This window comes from Methylovulum miyakonense HT12, assembly GCF_000384075.1.
Classification (GTDB): domain Bacteria; phylum Pseudomonadota; class Gammaproteobacteria; order Methylococcales; family Methylomonadaceae; genus Methylovulum; species Methylovulum miyakonense.
In genome coordinates, this window is record NZ_KB913025.1 from 3468430 (window position 1) to 3488792 (window position 20363).

The following is a 20363-nucleotide window of genomic DNA, read 5'->3' on the forward strand; positions in this document are numbered from 1 at the left end:
GGCCAATGTTTGAATCGGGTTTGAACCGAAAAAACTCCGGACTGGCCGTTTATTGCCCTTCATGATCTTTGTCACCCTTCAAAATAAAGGAAATCCAAATGAAAGCCGTATTGATGGCCGCCGTCGGCGGTAGTGATGTGTTAACCGGGCAAACGATAGCCGAACCCAACATCAGCCAAGCCCCCGAAATAAAAGTCCGCCTCCGTGCCGCTGGCGTCAACCCGGTAGACACCAAAATCCGGCGTAACGGTTTGCTGTATCCCAATGCCGCATTGCCTGCCGTCTTAGGTTGTGACGGGGCAGGGGAAGTGGTTGAGGTCGGTTCCGCTGTCAGCCAATTTAAAACCGGTGATAAGGTTTGGTTTTGCCATGGCGGATTAGGCCGCGAACAAGGCAATTACGCCGAATTCACCGTACTTGACCAACGCTGGGCCAGCCTGATGCCCACCACTTTATCATTTACCGATGCCGCCGCCGCGCCGTTGGTGCTGATCACCGCATACGGGGCGTTGTTTGGGCGCGGCGGATTGCAAGCAGGGCAAACCGTGCTGGTCCAGGCAGGCGCGGGCGGGGTAGGGCATGTCGCCATCCAATTGGCAAAAATCGCTGGCGCACGGGTCATCACCACGGTTAGCTCGGCTGAAAAAGCCGCGTTTGTCAAATCGCTAGGGGCTGATGAAGCAATCATCTACACTCAAACAGATGTCGCCGAAGCCGTCTATCGCCTGACCGGCCGGCAAGGTGCGGATTTGGTGTTTGACACCGTAGGCGGGGAGGTTTTTAAAGCCAGCATCCCGCTTACGGCACATTTCGGACGCCTGGTGACTTTGTTGGAGCCCAAAAATGTCGATTTAAGCGAAGCGCGGATACGGAATTTGTTGCTGGGTTTTGAGCTGATGCTCACGCCGATGTTGCGGGATTTGCATTCGGCCCGTGACCAGCATATTGCCGTGCTCAAACAATGCGCAGAATACATTGATGCCGGGAAACTGCGCGTCCATGTCAGCCAGGTCTTGCCCTTATCCCAAGCCAGCCTAGCGCATGATTTGCTGGAAACAGGGCATACGGTAGGCAAGGTCGTGCTGTCGGTTTGAACGTTTTCAAGATGATTTTTCATTTTCAGTGACGAGGTGTGGTAAAAAGCCTGTTCCCTAAGGGGTCAGGCTTTTATTATGCCCAGTGTTTTCCCTACCCGTTGGTCGGCACGGTTCCCGGTGCAATGGGCAAGCTTTAAACCCCCGACGGAAAACGCCCCTACCCGCTTTTAGGGTTACCCGACAAAAAAACAGTGGCTGAGTATTTAGGAAACTGCACCATCATTGATTTATTTGGATGATTAGAAAATGAAAAAAAACCTGTTCACCTTTGAACAAATCCATATCGAAGTGGCGCGCAACGCTTCCGACGATTTCAATCTGTTCCACGACAAGCATAAATGGCTGGAAATCACCCACAACCCGTTCAAAGGCCCGATTGTGTTGGGTTTCCAGCTGAACACGCTGATCGAATACCAAATGCGCTTGTACCGCGAAGCGCAGCATGAAGAGCAAATCATCGCCGACAAGAAACTGCGCTTTAGCAATTACCAGATGATCTTTGTCAATGCCTTGCGGCCGCGCCAAGAGATGTCCCTGGAGATAAAAAAAACGCTGATCAAAACCATTCCTGAATTGACCTTGACTAACCGGGTTTCCATCAAGTCACAAGGAAAAACCATTTTGCTGGGCTATAAAAAAGAAACCCAAACCCCCTTGTTTCTGGCTGATACGGATTTAAGCACTTTACCCGACCTCAATAAGGTGTCCGATAAAACCATAGTGCCGGGCACCGAGTTTTTTTTAAAACGCAAATGGATGCATAACGGCAACGTCAAAAACTTCCTGTCGGGTTCCTTAGCCGAACAGTCCGATTATTTTGATGAATTGACCCATGTCGCCCAGTATCCTGAAGTGTTTCCTTGCAGCTTGACATCGGGGGCTTTGCTGGTCAAAGCCCAGCTTGAGAACCACGATTTCAAAGCCAATCCGATGGTTTACACCTCGCATGACATTTCGGTTGACCGTCTGCTGATACAGCAATTAAAAAATGGCGATAAATTGCATATTTTGGTCAAGCAATTGCCCGAATCAACAGAAAACACCCTCAACCACACCAGCATCATGCTGCGGACTTACGAATGTTATGGGCTACTTGAAAACAAGGAAATCCTGTTTAGGATCAAGCTGAACCTAGTGCCCTTGGAAGAAATCATCAAAAACCTGAGTTCTAAAAATTAGTGGGGGGATTGGTTCGGAATTGACTTAAAGCGGGGCGGGGTTTGTAACCCAACGCCGTTAAGTTAAAAATAAAATAATAAAATCAATACGTTATAATATTGTGTTGTTGATGGTTAAAGCGCTACGGAACGGGGTACCGACTGCCTTCGGTATGCAATTCCTGGCAGTTCACTGTAGGGGGGCATCCCGTTGGTCAGGAACTCTTATGGATTTAAATTCAGCGCACTTTATAGAATTGTTGTGCCTTAGGCAGGTTATAATGGCTATTTTTATCCACGCCCCATTGTTGGCCCTACGTTGGCCGACCAGACCCTATACAGGATTGCCCCATGATTATTAAGCCAAAAGTCCGCGGTTTTATTTGCACCAATGCCCATCCACAAGGTTGCGCCGCCCATGTCCAAGAACAAATCGCCTATACCAAAGCGCAAGCAGGCCTTGCTGCAAAAGGCGATGTTGCCGGCCCTAAAAATGTCTTGGTTATCGGCTGTTCAACGGGTTATGGCCTGGCTTCACGGATTACCGCCGCATTCGGTTACGGTGCAAAAACCTTAGGGGTCTGCTTTGAAAAACCTGCGTCGGACAAAACCGCCTCGCCAGGCTACTACAACACTTCCGCCTTCCATGACGCCGCCACCGCTGAAGGTTTGTTCGCCCACACCATTAACGGCGATGCGTTTTCCAATGACGTGAAAGACCAAGTGATCGACGTGTTGAAAAGCGGCATGGGCAAAGTGGACTTGATCGTTTACAGCCTGGCCTCGCCACGCCGCACCGATCCGGTGACCGGCCAAGTTTATTCGTCGGTGCTCAAGCCTATCGGCAACCCTTATACTTCCAAAAACCTGAACACCGACACCATGAAAATCTCCGAGATTACCCTGGAACCGGCGACGGAAGCGGAAATAGCCAACACCGTCAAAGTGATGGGCGGCGAAGATTGGGAATTATGGATTGATGCCTTAAAGGCCGCCGGTTTGTTGGCGGATGGCGTGAAGACGGTTGCCTACACGTATTTGGGCGACAAGTTGACCTGGCCCATTTACGGGCAAGCGACCATAGGCAAAGCCAAAGAGGATTTGGACCGTGCGGCAACGGCGATAGCCAGCAAGTTGCAGGACGTCAAAGGCCATGCCAACGTTGCGGTGTTAAAAGCCTTGGTTACCCAAGCCAGCTCGGCCATCCCGCTGATGTCGCTGTATTTGTCCATCTTGATTAAGGTGATGAAGGCGGCGGGCACGGATGAACATTGCATCGAACAAATCCAACGTTTGTTTACCGAGTGTTTGTACAGCAATAACCCGCGCATGGATGCGGCCAACCGTTACCGTGTGGATGAAAAGGAATTGGAACCCGCGATACAGGCCCAAGTGGAAGCCATCTGGGCGGACGTGACGGAAGATAACTTGATGCAAACCACCGATTACAAAAGTTACAGCGAGGATTTCTTAAAACTGTTCGGTTTCGGTTTTGCAGGCGTGGATTACGATGCGGATATTAGCCCGCAAGTGGCCACAAATTTTTAAGCCAGGGCCGGGTTTGTAATTAAACCTAAGCCCTTAGGCAAAAGGACTGGAGTACAAACTTAGGTTTGTACTCCAGTTTGGTTTTTAACCACCTGAAAATGCTTGTCCCCGTTTTAAGGATGCCAGGACGGGACAGGCAAAAATCAGCAGCCATACCGTTGTGGCTCCCCGCTAGTGTTTCATATCACCACCAATATCTAACCACCCGCCTTTTTGGCGTTTATTTAAACTTTGTAGCTCTAGTGCGGCGCGTTGGTGGCTTATCCGTTCCGTGACCAAATCCCTATAGATTTGATTGGCTTGTTTACGGCGTTTAACGGCATCGCCAGTGTCCAAGAAGGCTTCCAAGGCTTTGTTAAGGTAATACAGCCATGAATTTCCGGTGCTTTCCAAGCCATTTTGGTTGCTTTGGCGGGCTAATGAGCTTTCAAAATTGGCTTTGATAAGGCTTAATTCGGCTTGGTAAAACTCATTTTGGGCCATCGCTGAATTAATGGCCTTTTCGAGCGTTTCTTGCATCGTTTCTTCGGCCAATAGCCCGTATTCTTGAAAGCTTGCCAAAGCCCGCAAGCCTTGGTTCGACTCGGCGGCAACCAGGCTTTTGAGTTGTTGGCAGGCCTTATGGCAAGCCTCCCAGGCCTGCCAGCGGTAAACAAAGTCCAGGCCAGTGCCTTTGATGTTTTGGATGCCCATGATTTTGCCATAAAACCCTGGGGGGGTTGCGTTCCCAATGGTTTCAATGACTTGGTTGCCTGTTGCGTAATAATCTTCAACCACGACGAGTTTTTGTTCAAACCATTGCCAGAGCGTGCCGTGGAAGTTTTTTTCTAAGCTTTCGCTGGCCTTCCCCTCTGTTTGCCCGATTTGTGTTAAAAGCCCGTTGTAGCCCTCCAATAACCCCAAGCCTTGCCGGACAAAATCCACAATGGCTTGCTGATGGGGGATTTTTGCTGCCGACAAATAAGCGGCCAATGCGTCAGGCTGGTCAATTAAGTCAAGCGCGGCGTCAAGATCAATGTCCTGGTTTTGCGCCTTGACCATGAGGCTTAGCCGTTGCCTTAGCATTGCTTGGGTATAAGGGATGCGGAAGCGTTGCGCCATACGCAGCAAAATGTCTTCGGGGCGTTCATTGCCAGTTTGCAAGGTAATGGTGTCCAACCATTCTTGCCAGGCTTCTTTGATGTAACTGATCAAACCGCTCAGGTTATTCCCGATCAGCACGCAACGGTCATAACTGATGTCTTTGACCACAATGCTGGCGAAAACCCGCGAACGCGCAATCCGGTCGGCACGGTTATTGACGACGATGCTGATCCAGGTGTCCGGGTGCTTTTCTACGGACAATTGGTCGAAACCACAACGTTGCCAATTGCTTAAGCAACCAAAACGTTCGTTGGCCGACATGCCGTTGACAAACTCCAGGTGCCTGCTGCGCCAAGGTGCGGCAGGGAAGGTTTTTAACACGCCAATGTCGGCAACCACCCTGTCAGCCATTTCTTTGATGGCAAAATCACGGTCTATCCCGAGTTCGTCACCCAATGCCAACACCAGCGCGATATTGAACGGGTGCTCGTCGTAAGGGAAACGCGCCAGGACATCATCCGCCAATAATCCGGCTTCCAACCAACCCACCGATTTGAACCGTGTCTTACGTTGTAAGGCGGCTTCCCGCAAAATCGGGCGCATTTGTTCTTCAGTCGTGATTAACATGCCTTTATAGGGGATGAAATTGGTCATCACTTGGGGGATATTGATCCCCGCCGGCCCCTGAATGTCTTCGTGGTCCGGATACGTGTTGGTGATGGTGGAAATGTCATCACGCATCCATTGCCGTTGCAATATGTCAACGTAGGATGGCGTCAGACCCATGCATTCCCATAAAAACACCTCACATTTTAGCTGATCGGCTAGGCGCACCAGGGCATGTTGCTCCCATATCGTGGCCTTGTCGTAGGGGCGGAATAAAAACATTTCCCGGAGCGTCCCAAACGGATGGGCATGTAAGAACATGGCTTCGCAGCCTGTGGTTTTGGAGACGATGCTATGCCCCAAGGCGTTGATCAAGGCCGCTTTGATCCGTTCTGTCCCCGATTTCCCACGCGTCCCCCAACCGCCCAGGACTAAGGGCAAACGGTTCCGTGCAACCCGGATTTGCCGGTAGAGATAAATGTTCCTGCCCATAAAATAAGCCAACGAGGCGGACATAAACGCCGCCAATTCAAACAAGGAATTTTCGTAAACGGAAACGAAGTAGTCAGTAAAATCCGACCACAGGGATGCCAGGGTACTGGCGCTGGGCAAGGCGGGTAAAAATGCCGGAAAAAACCGCCGCACCGCAGGGTCGCTGGACGGGACAGCCGGGTTTTCTGGCCCATAACCCGTGAACGTCACTTGAATGCCCAATCCGGCGAGCGCGCTTAAATAACCTTGCGCCGGTTGTTGGCTGTTTTCGTGCCAGTTCCTTAAGCGGGCGTAATCGGCGAAATGCCAGGTGATTTTCCAACTCGCCAGGCTCCGTTTGAAGGGGTTACGTGGCGGCTGTAGTTGGGTGACGCCTTCGCTGTGGTAAAAATAACTGGGCCGGGCGCCTAAAGCCAAGGCGGAAATGACGTCGTCAACCAGGGGCAAATAGCCCCGCCAGCCGTCTTCCGTATCCATCAACAACGGCTCCCCCGGCACTTTCGTTTCGGCAAGTTCGGCTAAAATTGCCGATGGCACGCGCAGTTCGCCCCAGAACAAACGCCCGACCGTATGGTTAAAAGCCTGGCGTTTATCCGGGGAAGGATGCCGGAATTCATGCAAGAACCGCCAAACCCTAAAACCGAAGACATGGCCCCGGGTCATAAACCGCCCGAACATGGACTGTTCTATATCAAAGCCAAAGTCATTTTGGGCGATGACCGACAGAAGCCGGCCCAGCTCGGCATCGTCTGTGTGGTGTAGCTTCCGGGGCATCCGGCGGGTTTTGCCTGGCGTTATGGTGTTGGCGAATTGCATTAACCGGGTGATATGGCGATGTTTTTCGTCATCAGAAAACACCAGCAAATGTTCTTTGGTCTGCGCGGCGTAACGCCTTATTGCCAAGGATGCCGCGTTGCCATGCAGTGTGTTGACCGCGGGCAGCAAGGCATTGACATAGCTTTCCTTAGCAAATGTCCGGGTTGATGCTAGCAGGCCTTCCAAGCCCATGCGGCAAACATAAAGCCCTACACGCAGCACGAAGCGGTCTTTTTCCGTCGATAAGCTTTGCTGCAAATAAGCCAATGCCAAATCAAAACCATCCTGGCGTTGCAATAATTCCAGTAAGCTTAATAAGGCCGAAGCCCGGACAGGGGCGGCGGTGTCTTCAAATAACAAGGCGGGATAATAGCGGGTGGCTACGGAGCGCCCGGTGTGGGCGAGCATTTCCGCCAGCTTTTGCCTAACCGAAGGGCAGGGGTCTTGTAACACCATTCCGTATAAATCCGCGAGCTTCGGTTCCACGCTGAGTTGCTCGGCAATAATTTGCACCACTTTACGGCGGACAAACAGGTCTTCGGTGTTTTTAGGGTATTGCAGGCGTTTGCTTAGCACGACTTTTAAGGATTCCGGCGACGCGCTTTGCAATAAGCTTAAGGCTTCACACTGCACCCAAATCGACTGGCTGCCTTTAAAACACGAATGGTAAATGAAGCGCAAGCTGGATTCGGTCACGCTACGGTGCTGCAAGTCTTTTGGCAAAGCCCGCAACGCGACGGTCAAGGCATTGAAGGCGCTGCTGGCGACGCGCTTATCGCCGTTGTATTCCAGCAAGGGCTTAAGTACGGGTTCCAACGCCAAGCGTTGCCATAAACGCGGGTATCCGACACTTTTATGGTCTTCTTTTAGCACTAAGGCGCCCAAGCGGCCCAGGCACTGGAGGATAAAGCTGAGGTACCGTTCGGTTTCCAGGAAACGCCGATGGTAACGGTCACAAACGGCGTCATGGCCAAACCAGCGTTTAAAGGCATTGGCGTCAAGCAGGAGCCGGCGGCGGGACGCGCCCAAGGTTTTGGCATATTTTAAAATGTGTTGCCTTTTGTCCTCTTCATTCTGGGCTTGCAAGTAGCGTTTATTGTACGCGCCAAACTGTTCCTTCAATGTCGCCAAACTGGAGGTGGTTTGGTTGATGCCATAGCAGATAAAGTTGACCAGATGCTGCGCTTTCCGGCCCGTGTCGCTACGTCCAAGTTCTGTCTGGGCCACCAGGACATCAGGCCAGTAGTCGTAATCCGCGCATAAGCGTTTGACCAGATCTGCGTTCAGTTGCTGCCAATAAGCATTCTGCCCGTGCGAAAGCAGCACTTTTATTTCCCTATGGCTAAGGATGAGTGTCTGTGATGGGCTAATTTTGTGCATTGTTCAGGTGCTTTGGGGTTGGCGGGCTTTATTGTGTTGGCGGATAGGCATCGTGCATGAAGTTGTTCTTCCCGTTGGTAAACTGCCGCTGCCGGATGTCCCGGAAATCCAGTTCATTCGGCGCGAAATCCCTAAGGCCACGGCCTTCGCCGAAATGCAAGGTCAGCGACAGGGTGGCAAGATGGGCATAGCGTTGCACGTCGTAGCTATATTGCGCCGAGACCTCGAAGCGGTTTTGGTGGCTAGTCCAATGTTGCCAATTCACTTCCAGTTCCGCATAACTGCGGGTTGAAGAATTGGGCCGGTCGATAGGGTTGGCTTGGTAAAAAGCGCTACGGTAAGAGGCGTCCAACACCACGCTGCCGAGCAATTGTTGCCAATGGAGTTCAGTCCGGTAATGGTCGGGGTCGGTAAAATCCAGGTCTTCGTAGGATTGCACCGCGCTTTTAGAAGACCAGATTGTATCCAGCCAAGGCCGGTGCTCTAATGCCAGTGCCGGGGTTAAGCCCGCGCTATGTTGCGCCTTATAAGGCGTGTACACGTCTTGGTCGATTTCTTGGGCTCTTAAGTTAAAGTCAGTCGACCGGCTATCTAAGGGGTTGTTGTGTAAGCTTATCACCCGCCCGAAAAACGCTAAACTGGGGATCAGGCGGGTTTTTGGATGCAGGTCATAGGCCTGGGCAATCGCCAAATCCCACTGGCCTAGGGCTTCCCAGTCATCATGGGGCGCTTGGGCGAATACTTTGGCGGTGGAGCGGACATTAAACGGTAGCCAATCGGGGTTGTAATAAAGCGATCCGTTTAAACCCAACGTCGGCCCACCGTATTCGCGGAGCCTGAATAGTCCTTGGGTATTCCAATAAGCATCACGCGGCTCATCGAAATAACGGTAATTTAGCCGGTATTGGGCAAATTGCTCTTCATTGAGCATCGCCCCGCTTTCTTGTTTGTTGTTGCGGCGCACAAAATCTACCCCCGGGCTCAAAGTGCCGTCTTCTTGTTTGCCTAACTTAAACACATCGCCTAAAGCCACTTTTTCGGCTGGCGGGTGCATATCTAGGGCCAGTCCAGGTTTAGGCACTGGATTTGGCATCCGCGGTATCACCCGGTTGCTGGGCGGTTCCGGCTGTAAGTCCACGACCCGTTGGCTGACGCGTAATAAGCTTCGCGGCTTACCCATCGGAGGCGGCAAACTGATGGTATGCCAGCCTTCCGGCACCTCTTGATAACGGTAAGAAACCTTGCCACCGTCCAGTGCATCAATGCGCAAGACTGAAGGGCCTTGGCTGTAAAACTGCAAGGGCGCATCCGCCGTGCTAATGAAATACGGGCGTTCCTGGGCCACGGCTAAATTAGACAAAGGGTCATCAAAGCGCAGTTTGACGTATTGGTTGCCAACCGGCTTTTGTTGGTAAAAGCGCAGGGCGTGTCCGCCAGCCGGAATCGTGAGGGTAAGACGCTGCCAATCGGCCTTATCAAGCAATTTTATGGCTTGGACGGGCAAGTCATCGACCTGATACAGCAGTGTCGTGGGGGATTCGGGCAGGAAAGGCACGTCGTCCAAGCGGGCATCGACGTGCAGGGAAACCGTTGCGGGATTGGTCCATAACAAAACCAAGCGTTGGTCGGCGAAAATGACATGCTCATTGTCCGCCACTGGCGGCAATAAGGCGCGGCGTGTGCGGATAAACGGGCTTTCGGGTTGCCAGCCATTGACGCTGGCAAAATCAATGCCCGCATGGTTGATGATCGAATTTACGGGTTGCCAATCACTGTGGCGCGAAAGCCGCTGCAATAAGGATTGCATCAATTCGTCATCGGGAAATTGCCTGGCCAGCTGTTCTGCGTCGGCGATTATTTTTTCAATGTGTTCCGGTTGTTTTTCAACCACCATTAAATACCGGATGAGTTTTTTTTGTGCCTGTTCCAGGTTGGCGGCAGGCGATGCTGGCGTTGCCGATGCGGGGTTCACTGGCGTCTCCACGGCCAGCGAATTGGATGGCGTCACCGGAAATTGCTTGGGGTTGATGCGAACGCCATTTAACACGGTGATCGGTCTGCTTCCCGCCACCACGCTCAGGTGGTTGTCCCGCCCGTTTTGCCGTATCAATAAAGCGGCGTCGGGGGCAAGCCAGGGTTTGACATCGTAAACCGAACAGCCCGGCAGGAGGCCGAGTGCTGCCAATAGGATGGCGGCCCGGTATTGCTGCCAACGGCTACAGAAGCTTGTCATTGCCATGCGTCGCCCCTTTCAATGCCAGGTTCGCCAAGAGGCTGCGCTGTAGCATGGGGGCTGGCCAAACCCATTTCCGTAAAGGTGTCGGTTTGCAGGGCCGGTAACACCGTCAAAGGCGTTTCGGGGCGTTGTTCTTGTATGCCAATGGAGAGCGGGGCTTGTCCGGAGCTGAGTTGCAATTCATGCCAGCCTTGCCCGACCTGATAAACCAGATTGACAAGATTGCCTAGTTGCAGGTTATCCGCCCCGGTCACCTGTAGCCCTTGTGCGGGCAGGTTGTTCGTGTAGGGGTAGCGGTAAGGTTGGGTGTTGTCGGTGATTTGTAGCCAGCCGTCCAGCGCGGAATCTGGCCGGGCGTTGGGGTGTAATGGCCGGATTTGTAAGTTTAGCGTCACCGGCCCCAAAATCCCTAGGGTCACGGGGCGTTCGGCGGTCGCCCTGACCGCTTGGGCGTAAACATCGCGGTCAACGGCGTAATAACTGTCGCCGCCCGCATAATCCTTGACGTGCCACAAGGCGTTTTGCCACGTTTTAGAGCCAGGATGCTGCTGTTGCCATTGCGCCCATTGCCCATATAACGCCAGCCTGTTTGGCTTCGTGGCCTGCATCAGGCTGTCGCGTAAGCGTATGCCTTGTTGTAGATGGTCGTGCCAGGGTTTCAATCCGCTGGCCGACCATGCCTTAAGCGCGGCAGCATAATCCCCCTGTTTTTGGGCTTTTAAGCCTATCCAAAATGCCCGTTGCCCAAGCGGCAATTTTTCCTGCAACCATTGGTAGCTTTCCCACCATTCCAATTGGTAGGCGGCGGTAAGCAAGCTTTCTAGCGGCGCTTGTTCGATGAAACTTAAACCCACTAGCAAGACAAACCGGTATTCAGCATTTTTTAATAGGGCATTGATTAGCAAACGCCTGTGTCCGGCGCTGGGGTGATGGATGAACATCGCGGCAGCCAGGGTTTGCAGGGCGGCGTCATGGTTTTGTGCCTGGTACTGCTTGCCCAATTCGGTGATGGCCTGTTCCGCCACCGGGGCTTCGGCAAACAGCGATAGGTACCGGCGTAAGTTTTCCGCTAAATAAGGTTCGCCTAATTTAGTTAACGCATTGGCTTGGGCCAGTTGGGCTTGTTGCCGTTCCAGCCCTGGTAAAAAATTGGCGGCCTTGCCCCAATGTTCTAGGGCTTCTAGCCATTGTTGCCGCTTTTCTGCGGTTTTGGCTTGGGCCATTTCATCCTCCAGCAGGGATTTAGGGGCGAACAAGGCCGTTTGGTTTTGTGGATAAGGGATGGATGACACCGATGCCCTGTATAAGGCATATTCGGCATGTAGCAAGCGTTTTAAGGGTAACCATTCATTTTCCGCGTATTGGCCGGACGAAAATGGCTGGGCAGGGTACTCGGGGTTGGGCTGGGTTTTGGCTGGCCGGGTGGCATTTTGGGTGAACCGGGTCGTTATGGGTTTACCGTCCAAATCCCGCAAGCGTTCCAGGTAACTGTGTTCGGACAATAAAAACGGTTTGCTGGCGCGGTACTGTAGCGCAACGTTCACAGCCGTGGCTTTACGTTCGGAAGCCTGCCATATTTTTATCGTGTGCACATCTTTGGGCAATGGTAGCTCATAAACTGATGCGGCAATGACGGGCGCTGCCGGCGCGACTGCGGAAAACAGCCCGTCCAAACTAACATTCCTGCTGTCGGGCTCTTGTTGTAAACGCATCAATGCGGTTCCGGCCAAGGGCCGCGTGAATGTTTCAGGCCTGCGTTCCTGCCCGCAGCGCAACCAGATGTCTTTGGCGGTTTGCTGGTTGATTTCAATGCGCAATAGGCGTTGCACACAATCACGCCCATCAACAATCAGGCGCAGTTGCCCGGCGGTTTGCTGTTCGGGCAGGGTATATCCATTCGCCGCATCCCTGCCAATATCGGTGAGCGGGGTGAAATAGGCGTTGCTTAACCGCTTTAAGGCATCGGCCAAATGCTGGTCGGCCAAAATGGCGTCGCTTTGCGGGCGATTGGCCGCCGGTAAGGTTTCGGCCAAAAAATAAGCCATGAACTGCGGGGACGCGGAAGCTTTTTTAGTGGGCAGCAAATCCCGGTAGAAAGTCCTAAAACCGCGCAATTGTTCGGCTTCCGCCAAACCTGGGGGATAGTCCTGGCGTTGCAAGGCCGCCTCCCGCAATAAGTTGCTGGCCGCCATGCCGCCTGCCTGGCGGCTATTGTCTAGGGCAATGCCTTGGGCGGATTGTGCTTGCAATAGCAACTGGGTGCCGGGCAACAGGCCTTGCTTCCTGATTTCTTCAACGGGCAGGCGCGGGTTGTTCAGGCTGTTAAACAAATAATCGTGTCCGGTTTGTGCCAATACCTGCATATACAAATCCCGGTCCGTTTCCAACACGAGCCTATGCCGTCCGGCAGGAATTTCCAGGTAGGCCTGTTCTTCGCGCCCTACGGTTTCGATGGCCGCATTGACGGTGATGATGCGGCTGGTTTCCGCGCTGGTGGAAAAATTCAGGTCTTGTGGGGGGGCGGCATCCAGCCAATAACGGATGCGGTACTCCTGGACCAGTTCGCTGGCACGCCGCCCATAATGCAAACGGTTTTTGAGCGCCAGCCGGGCGGGGCCGTTGACATGAAAACTTTGCGGCTGCCGGGCGGGCAGTTGATTGTAAAGTTCAGGCAAAGCCGACGGCTGTTGGGCCAACAAGCACCATCGGGCTGATGTCCACACCACGTTGCGGTAAGGGGCGATGTCAGCGATGGGCACTTTACGCGAGGTAAACAACGCCACTTCAAAGTCGCCGGTGCTGGAATAGGGCCGGCTGATATGGATTAGCAATGGGTTCGCCGAGTTGGGCGACACCACTAACGAATGCCCGTCGGTGGAACGTTGCGGGGTTTGCTTGACCGCCAAGCCTGTGCCATTGGAAACCAGCACGTCCAGCTCTGTGCCCGTTAGCGTTTGGTTAGGGTGGTATAAACGGAAAGTTTCATAAGCGGGCAGTAACACGGTGGTTTGTTGCTTAGGCCCCAACAGCACACGGTGCATTTGCCAGCCTTTATGGTAATAAGGCTTGACGCCATTGAGCCATTCAGGTGCCGATTCGATATTGTCCCAACGTAAGTCTTGGCTATACGCTTCCGATAGGCGTAATTGCATCGCGTCCAGGCGGGCATGGGCCGGAACCATAAGCACAAGGTAAAGGAATATGGTGCCGGTTAACGCGCTGGAAATGGGGCGGGGATTATTGCCCCGTCCTTGATGTTTTATCATCCGCATAAATATCCGAAACGTTACGGAACGGCTTACCGGCCCGTTCCGGCGGCGCATGGGTAAATGAGTTAAAGAAGTTACGGGCATCTATTTATCACGATACGCAATGAATGCCTTGTGGGTTCATAAGCAATCAATAAAGCGTTTTCTTAAACCAGCGTCTTCCAGCAATTGCCCGCGCAGGTTTTTGCTCATTTCAATATGTAAGAAGCCATCATGCCCCAAGTTTCTTAGCAATTGCCCCTGGACATTGGTGGTCCCGCCCAATTCTTGGACATCGGACTGGTACAAACCCACGCGCTTGGGGAAGGCCTTTTTTAAACATCCGGACGTCTGTTGCACCCATAAAGGCGCAATCTTTTGCCCGGCACTTAAAATCATGTCGATGGCCTCGCCCGCTTGGGTTTTGCGCTGGGATGGCTCAAAACCATGGAGCTGGATGATTTTGGCATCGGGATATTGCTCCGCAAAGGTTTGGGTAAACATTTGCCAGTAGGTATTGGGCGTGTGGGCCATATCGCTGAGGTCGCGTTTGACGGTGTTCCATTGCGCGGCTTTGAAATCCCCTTCCAGAAACAAACGGCTGGCGATTTTACCCGTGTACAAATCCGAATCGGCATGGGGGGCTTGCAAAAGCCAGTTTTTGCTTGCTTGCTTCCTGACCGCAAAAAATCCCCGCCCTTGTTTTGCCGCTGGCGATTCTTCTAAGGTGATGAAATCGCCCTGTGTGTTTTGCTGCATTTGCAGGCTTTGCCAATCACTTAAGCCAGCGCCATGAAACAAAGGCTTGAGTTTGTCCCTAAAGGCCTGCAATTCGGCCATTGCCGCTGCCGGAACCACCGCAACCGGCCCTGATGCGAGCTTGATTTGGTCATCCAGGCCATTGGCCTGGATAGTCCAGGACATCAGCATCCCTACGAAGAAAAAACATTTATGGTGCTTCAAGTGCCGTCTCCCGATAAAAACGCCGTTGTTGGTGTTCGCCTGCTTTGGTTTGTGATAGGGCGATATAGCCCGGGGCGCCTTTGGTTAACGCCATGCGTATACGGTAGGTACCCGCAGGCAAATCGCTGTTGATGGGGATGGAGAAACGCTCGCCATTGCCCAGGGTTTGCCCTTGGGCATACAGGACGGGCATACCCTTAGAAGGCAATGGGCGTATGTCGTATAGACGGTTTTGGTAAGTCCAGTTTGCCGATAACACCGCTTTAGGCGCAAGCGTGTTGAGGGCCTGGATATCCACTTTAATTTGTGAGCGTCCGGCCATGTTGCCGGGCGAATACAAACGGGCGGAGTACAGTTCATCTTCTGCGGCGTGCTGGACGGTAAAATCTAATGCGGCATCCGGATCCAGGGCAAATACCCGCCGTTTCAGATAGCGTTGCCCTGGGCAGTGCGCTTGGTAATTCATTAGCCACTGCCCGCCGCCATTGGTTTGCAGGCGCAGCTGTGGGTAGCCCAAGGCCATTTCAGGGATATGCAGCACGCCTTGCCGCCCCATCGCATTGATGGCGGCCACCTTTTGTTGGTTGACAAAAAATTCGGCGGAAAACGGGGTGGCGGTGCTCCGCAAGAAAATCAGTTCCGGGGATATGCTGCGCAAGCCTTTGAAGGCGTCGAGTTTGACGGTTATGTCCTGATTGGTGGCCAACGCGCAATAGACACCCGCTAAGGCATCGGCCCGCGGTTCATCGCCAGTGTAATCGGTTAGCACGTAACGCCCGGCAACTTGGCCTTGCGGTAGGTAGTCTTGCCATAAATAGTGCCCTGCCGCCATTTCGGGGTCATCTTCGGGGGGATGGTATTGCCCGCTGATCCACTGCACCGCTTGCTGTAGCGATAAGTTTTCGTCGTTGAGGGCGCGGAGCGGAAACCAAGCCAATTGCTGGTCGCGGGTGTCGTTATAGGCTGTGTTGGCGATGTAGGCATCTTCGGGGACACGTTGCCATTTGGTGTGGCCGTACGGTTGGTTATAAGCGTTCACCAACCATCCGGGGGTGTCGGACTGTAGGCGCAATTGCGTGGCTTGGGCAGGAAGATAAAAAAAATAACTGCTGGGCTCACTGACATTGTTGCCCTCCGCCATAGTGTCGGGCCTATCAAATAAGGAGGGTTGCGCCTCTGCGCTTAAGCGGCCACTGCCAATAATGTGTTGGTTTGCATCTGACAATTGATAGCTTACCTGGCCTTGTTGCGGGCTGGCTGTGGCCGCCATCAACCTCCTCACATCAACCCTGAGTGCCGCCGGTTGCTGTTGGTAATGCAAAATGCCGAAATCAACGCCAACGCTTGCCATATAGGTCTTGACTGACAATAACGCATCAGTGATGTCATGTTTGGGTTCCGTCGCTGTTGTCAAATAGGCGTTGACAATGACCGGCGAGGCAGGGCGGATCACCAGCAAGCCACCGTCCAGTTGGTAATCCAAATGATCCGTCCCATTTGTCCAGACGGCGTTGTGTTGCCAGCGTTGCCCTGGGTCGCGTCCAAACCATTGCAGGCCAAGGGGGGCTGGGGATTTCAACGCCGTACCGTCCAGCGCTTTCAGGGTAAGCGTCACCAGCCCGCCATGTTCTGGTAGCGGTATGGCCCCGTAATGTTGCGCGTCAGCTTGTAAGCCTGATGCCACCAATAGGGCGTCTTGATTGACGGGTTCCAGGTTTTTATCGTTTTGCGTGTATAACGTCCGGGTTTGATAGTTTGTCCCTTCAATGCCCACCGGCCCCAGCGCTTGCCATTGGTGTTTCAATAGGTTGGCCTTTTCTTCTTCCGATAATAAAAACTCAGGATGGATGCTGCTTTCGGCCAATTTAGTTTTTTGTTCTTGGCTCATACGTAACCATGATGTGGCTAATTGATGTTCGGAAACGTTGGCGGGCACATAAACGCGCACAGCGGTTTCGAGGATAGCCGGATTGATGGCTTCGAAACTGATGCGTAAAAACGCCACTTTTTGCAACCCTTGCAGTTTTAACAAAATGAAACGTCCGTCCAAAGGTATTATGCCTTTGCTGGGATAATAATTGCCATATATTGCTTGGCCTTGCCCGTCCTTATACACCGATAACTGGCTATGCAGGTGGTACAGGCCCGATTTAATGCGGGTTTGGTTTCTGTCCAGCAATTCATAACGCACCGCATAATCCCAATTGGGGTTCAAGGCGTTGGCATCCGCTTGTTGGATATGGGCGTTGGTGATGATGCGCAGTTGCGGGCTCTCTTCGTTGAGGGCGAATGTTAGCCATTGTTTGGGTTTGATGGGATACACCAAACTAAAATCAGCGGTTGTTGACAGGATGTTCAGGTTACCGACCTGTGGGGAATTGAGCCACTTCTGTGTTTGTGTCCGGAAAAAAGGCAAGGCTAACCAGGAGCCCGCCAAAATTAAAACTAGTGCCCAAAAATAACGTCCGTAGTGGCGCATCAGTCAGGCCGCCTTAATAGCCACGTTTTGCGCTGGTTGATGTACCCGGCAACTTGGACGGTTAAGGGCGAATTGTCATCGACGTAAGTGGCGTCCCATGCCCTTGCCGCCAAGTTCACCAATAAACACGGGATGCCGGCATTGTCTTTGACCATAATAAACGCCTGTTTGCTATTGCGGTCAATGAGCCGGGCCACTTGATAGCCCTTAGCTTCCGCGGCACCCAGCACTTGCTGTAAACGCAGGACATCTTGTTCCTTCAGGTACTGCGTGAGCAAGTCACGGAACTGGCCGTCCACTGTTGTATTTGAACTGAATGCGCGGAGTTTCTCGAGATAAGCGCCTACATTCTCGTCCAAACTTGGAATCTGCAAGCTACTGAATTGCGCGGCTTGCAACACGTTGGCGCTTTGTTGCCGATAACCGGCCCTGGCTTTGGGCGATAGCCATAAAACCGCGTAATGTTTGTTCGCCGTCGCCGCCAAATAAAACGCCTGGGCGGTGTTTCCCACCTCATAGCCCACCGTTTGCTCGGAACCATCGGCCAGCTGCACGGACATGCCGTCATGTTCGAGTAGGGACAATAAGTTTTGGGGCAATATGTCCATTTGCCCGTGGGCCAGCAAACCTTCCGCCAAGGAAAATATCACGTCAGCGTCAGGGAATGGCCTGTCGGTCCGATACGAGAAGGCACGGGTGCTAACCAGCATCATTCCGGTATCATGGGCTTCCCTTAACAGCACTTGACTGACCAAATTAAAGACGCTGTTTTTGTTATTTGCATTGATTAAATCCGCGCTGCCGTCGAAATTGGCTTCAGGATGGCTACCCCCTATCAATAAGGCTTGGGCCTGCAAACGTTCAAATAATGCCACGCCATATTCAAAGCTATTGATTTCATAGATAGGCCTGGGGATTTGCAGCACGTAGGGATTGGCCGCCCCTAGCCTGAACACATACAGGCCCCAATGCCGCATCGGCTGACGGTCTTGTTCGGCCAGCACCCAATAGTCTTGTTGGCTCAGGCCGTCACGGTACTTGATTAACCGGTAGCCAACAAGGCCAGCCGATTGGGCAATGATTTGCAATTCATCATCCAGGGCAGTGCCTGGTAAACGTGGGGCATTGCGGATGGTTGCCAGTAAGGGCGTGAGTATTTGTTCATCAAAAAACAATAATTCTTCTTGCTTAGGGGGTTGATAACGTTCGCTCCCTTTCGGCGCAATGTCCTCTTTCCGGTTTAAAACCCACTCCTGTAAATAGCCTTCAAGGTGTAAGGCCTGGACAATATTTTCTATGGTCACGCCTGGGGAGCGGATTAACGGGCTGATTAAGAGTTTTTTCAAATCTTGCTGCGTTAAGAGCAATTCAGCGAAGCCGTATTGGGATAGCTCGCGTTGTTGGTTATGAAACGGCGGTGCGCCCCAAAATATCCGGTAATCCGTTAATAGCTGTTTTAGTTTGGTTAAATCTAAGCTTTCCGGTAAACGTTCTTTAATCCAAAGGCTAGTGCCCGAACCCGCCGACGGGAGTTTGCCGTCGGCGGTTGGTAGGGGCATGCCGTCACTGTAGGCGCGTATTTGCAGGCTGTTGTGCGGGTTAATGAGGCGATGGAAAACTTGGAATAAACCCTGTGGGTTTTTTAGCGCATCAGCGGCCACTTGCCCGTGGTTTTTTTTCCGGCTGCTCCCGGAAATGGCCAGGCTACGCGCCCCAAAGCCATGGAATAGGCCTACCCCCGCATCAAAGACGCCTAGTTCATCCAAAGGGGCGGGGATCTCCAATCCTAAGCCGGATTGGGCTTGGGTATCGAGGACATAAGCCCCCCATCCCCGTAGCGGCGGTTCTTCATGCAGATACAAATAACGGCCATGATCGGTACGTTCCAAGCGGTAATGGATTTTTGCCAAATCGGCGCCCGCCTTTTGCAAGGGTAAGGCGCCCGGCTGTTTCAAGTAAGTTTGGAGGTGGGTTAAGGCGCTAGTAAAAATGTCGATGTCTGAGCTTGACGGTGAAATGAACGCCTCGGTCAGTTTAGTCTGATACTGGTCTATTTGCTCCTGTTGTAACAGGGTTTCTAAAGTTTGGGCTTTCCCAGGGACGGTTTTGTCAAGAGCGGCAGGAAGCGCGGATCCCTCAGGTGTGGTTTTAAACAGTTTTGGGAAAGGCAATAAGGTTAGCGTAAAACCTAACAGATTGGCGGCGATGACGGCCGTGAACGAGGTTTGTAGGGTGGCCCGGGTCAAACGGGCAAAAATCGCTTTGTCATGGATTTTGACCGCCATCAAGGTGGAAAGCAAATATCCGAAGCCAAAATAATCGGTGGCTTTTAGGGCAGGGAACCAGTCCAGGATGGCATAGCCCAAGAGGATTTTATAAACAAAACTGATATTAAAAAATAATAGTAGCTTACGGGCCCCTTCAATCGTGATTTTGCTGAGCAACGGTGTTTTTAACAGCAAGGTCGCTAGCCACAGGATAATGCCGGACTCAAGTATCGTCGCCAGGATTTTGACGGGTTGGTACCACTGCAAGGCCAGCAAGGAAGGGATTAAGATGCCGTTATAATCCCAGCCGTAATACAAGTTCATCCGTGAAGCTAAAAACGCCGTTGACACTAAAATGATGTACGCTTTGGGCGTGGCCAAAATGGACGTCGCCATATCCTCGTACAAATAGCCGATATTGCTTAAATTGAAATTGGTCAATTCCATCAAGCCATAACGCACGATCAGCAAGGTCAGCGTCAAGGTGGTTATTAAGGGGATCAGGCCTTTGACAATGCCCGTTTTCCAAAATTGGTTGGCAATCAGGGACACAATGACTAAGCCAAAGCTGTGTAAGTTATTGCGGTAATCAAAGGCGATTTGCCAATGGGTGGTTGCCCAATCCCCTAGTTCGGGTAATAACCAGCCGTCAAAAAACATCCGTACGGCGATGCTGCACAGGACTAACGCAAAGAAACGGTCACGCCCAAAAAAATTGCACCAATAGGCCCAGCGTGATAAGTATTCGGATACCAGCCAGATTAGGAAGTAAGTTAAAAAGCCTTCAAGCAACACCACCGCCGCCGACCAAGGTTTTAACAGCATCAGTGGCACTAAATATCCGGGGACCACTAAGCCCGACAACACCCAACCCAGCCGCAAATTGAAAAAACACACCACGGACATGCCCACCCAAACCACGGGAATAACCGAGCTGGATAAGCTGCCTTGCGGGAAAAGGGCTAAAGGGAAGAGATCCAAGCAGTTTAAG

General features: G+C 52.4%; 9 protein-coding genes. 3 read left to right on the plus strand and 6 right to left on the minus strand.

What is annotated here, in order from left to right:
* The first annotated feature begins 98 nt into the window (after positions 1-98).
* From METMI_RS0117040 to fabV, 3 genes are all read left to right on the plus strand, one after another.
* A complete protein-coding gene (locus METMI_RS0117040; protein ID WP_019867509.1) occupies positions 99-1094 on the plus strand; it encodes a zinc-dependent alcohol dehydrogenase family protein in 996 nt (331 codons plus the stop codon).
* Positions 1095-1343: 249 nt separating this feature from the next.
* Positions 1344-2276: a hypothetical protein gene (locus METMI_RS0117045; protein ID WP_019867510.1), complete on the plus strand. Its 933-nt coding sequence runs from the start codon at positions 1344-1346 to the stop codon at positions 2274-2276.
* Positions 2277-2605: 329 nt separating this feature from the next.
* Entirely contained in the window at positions 2606-3802 is a 1197-nt protein-coding gene (fabV, locus tag METMI_RS0117050; protein ID WP_019867511.1) for an enoyl-ACP reductase FabV, read from the plus strand.
* A 171-nt stretch (positions 3803-3973) separates the two neighbouring features.
* Here the strand turns inward: fabV and METMI_RS0117055 are convergent, their stop codons facing one another.
* The 6 genes from METMI_RS0117055 to METMI_RS0117080 all read right to left on the minus strand — a co-directional run bounded on the left by METMI_RS0117055 (position 3974) and on the right by METMI_RS0117080 (position 20353).
* Positions 3974-8179: a hypothetical protein gene (locus METMI_RS0117055; RefSeq protein ID WP_156829882.1), complete on the minus strand. Its 4206-nt coding sequence runs from the start codon at positions 8177-8179 to the stop codon at positions 3974-3976.
* A gap of 28 nt (positions 8180-8207) precedes the next feature.
* A complete protein-coding gene (locus tag METMI_RS0117060) occupies positions 8208-10418 on the minus strand; it encodes a hypothetical protein (RefSeq protein ID WP_156829883.1) in 2211 nt (736 codons plus the stop codon).
* Positions 10409-13681, minus strand: a complete 3273-nt coding sequence (locus tag METMI_RS0117065; RefSeq protein WP_040572801.1) for a hypothetical protein — start codon at positions 13679-13681, stop codon at positions 10409-10411. Before METMI_RS0117065 ends, METMI_RS0117060 begins: the two co-directional genes overlap by 10 nt.
* Before the next feature lie 123 nt (positions 13682-13804).
* Entirely contained in the window at positions 13805-14587 is a 783-nt protein-coding gene (locus tag METMI_RS0117070; RefSeq protein WP_019867515.1) for a hypothetical protein, read from the minus strand.
* Positions 14588-14612: 25 nt separating this feature from the next.
* Positions 14613-17105: a hypothetical protein gene (locus tag METMI_RS0117075; protein WP_019867516.1), complete on the minus strand. Its 2493-nt coding sequence runs from the start codon at positions 17103-17105 to the stop codon at positions 14613-14615.
* Positions 17105-20353, minus strand: a complete 3249-nt coding sequence (locus METMI_RS0117080) for a poly-gamma-glutamate biosynthesis protein PgsC/CapC (protein WP_019867517.1) — start codon at positions 20351-20353, stop codon at positions 17105-17107. The genes METMI_RS0117075 and METMI_RS0117080 overlap by 1 nt, the downstream gene beginning before the upstream one ends.
* Between the last annotated feature and the right edge of the window lie 10 nt (positions 20354-20363).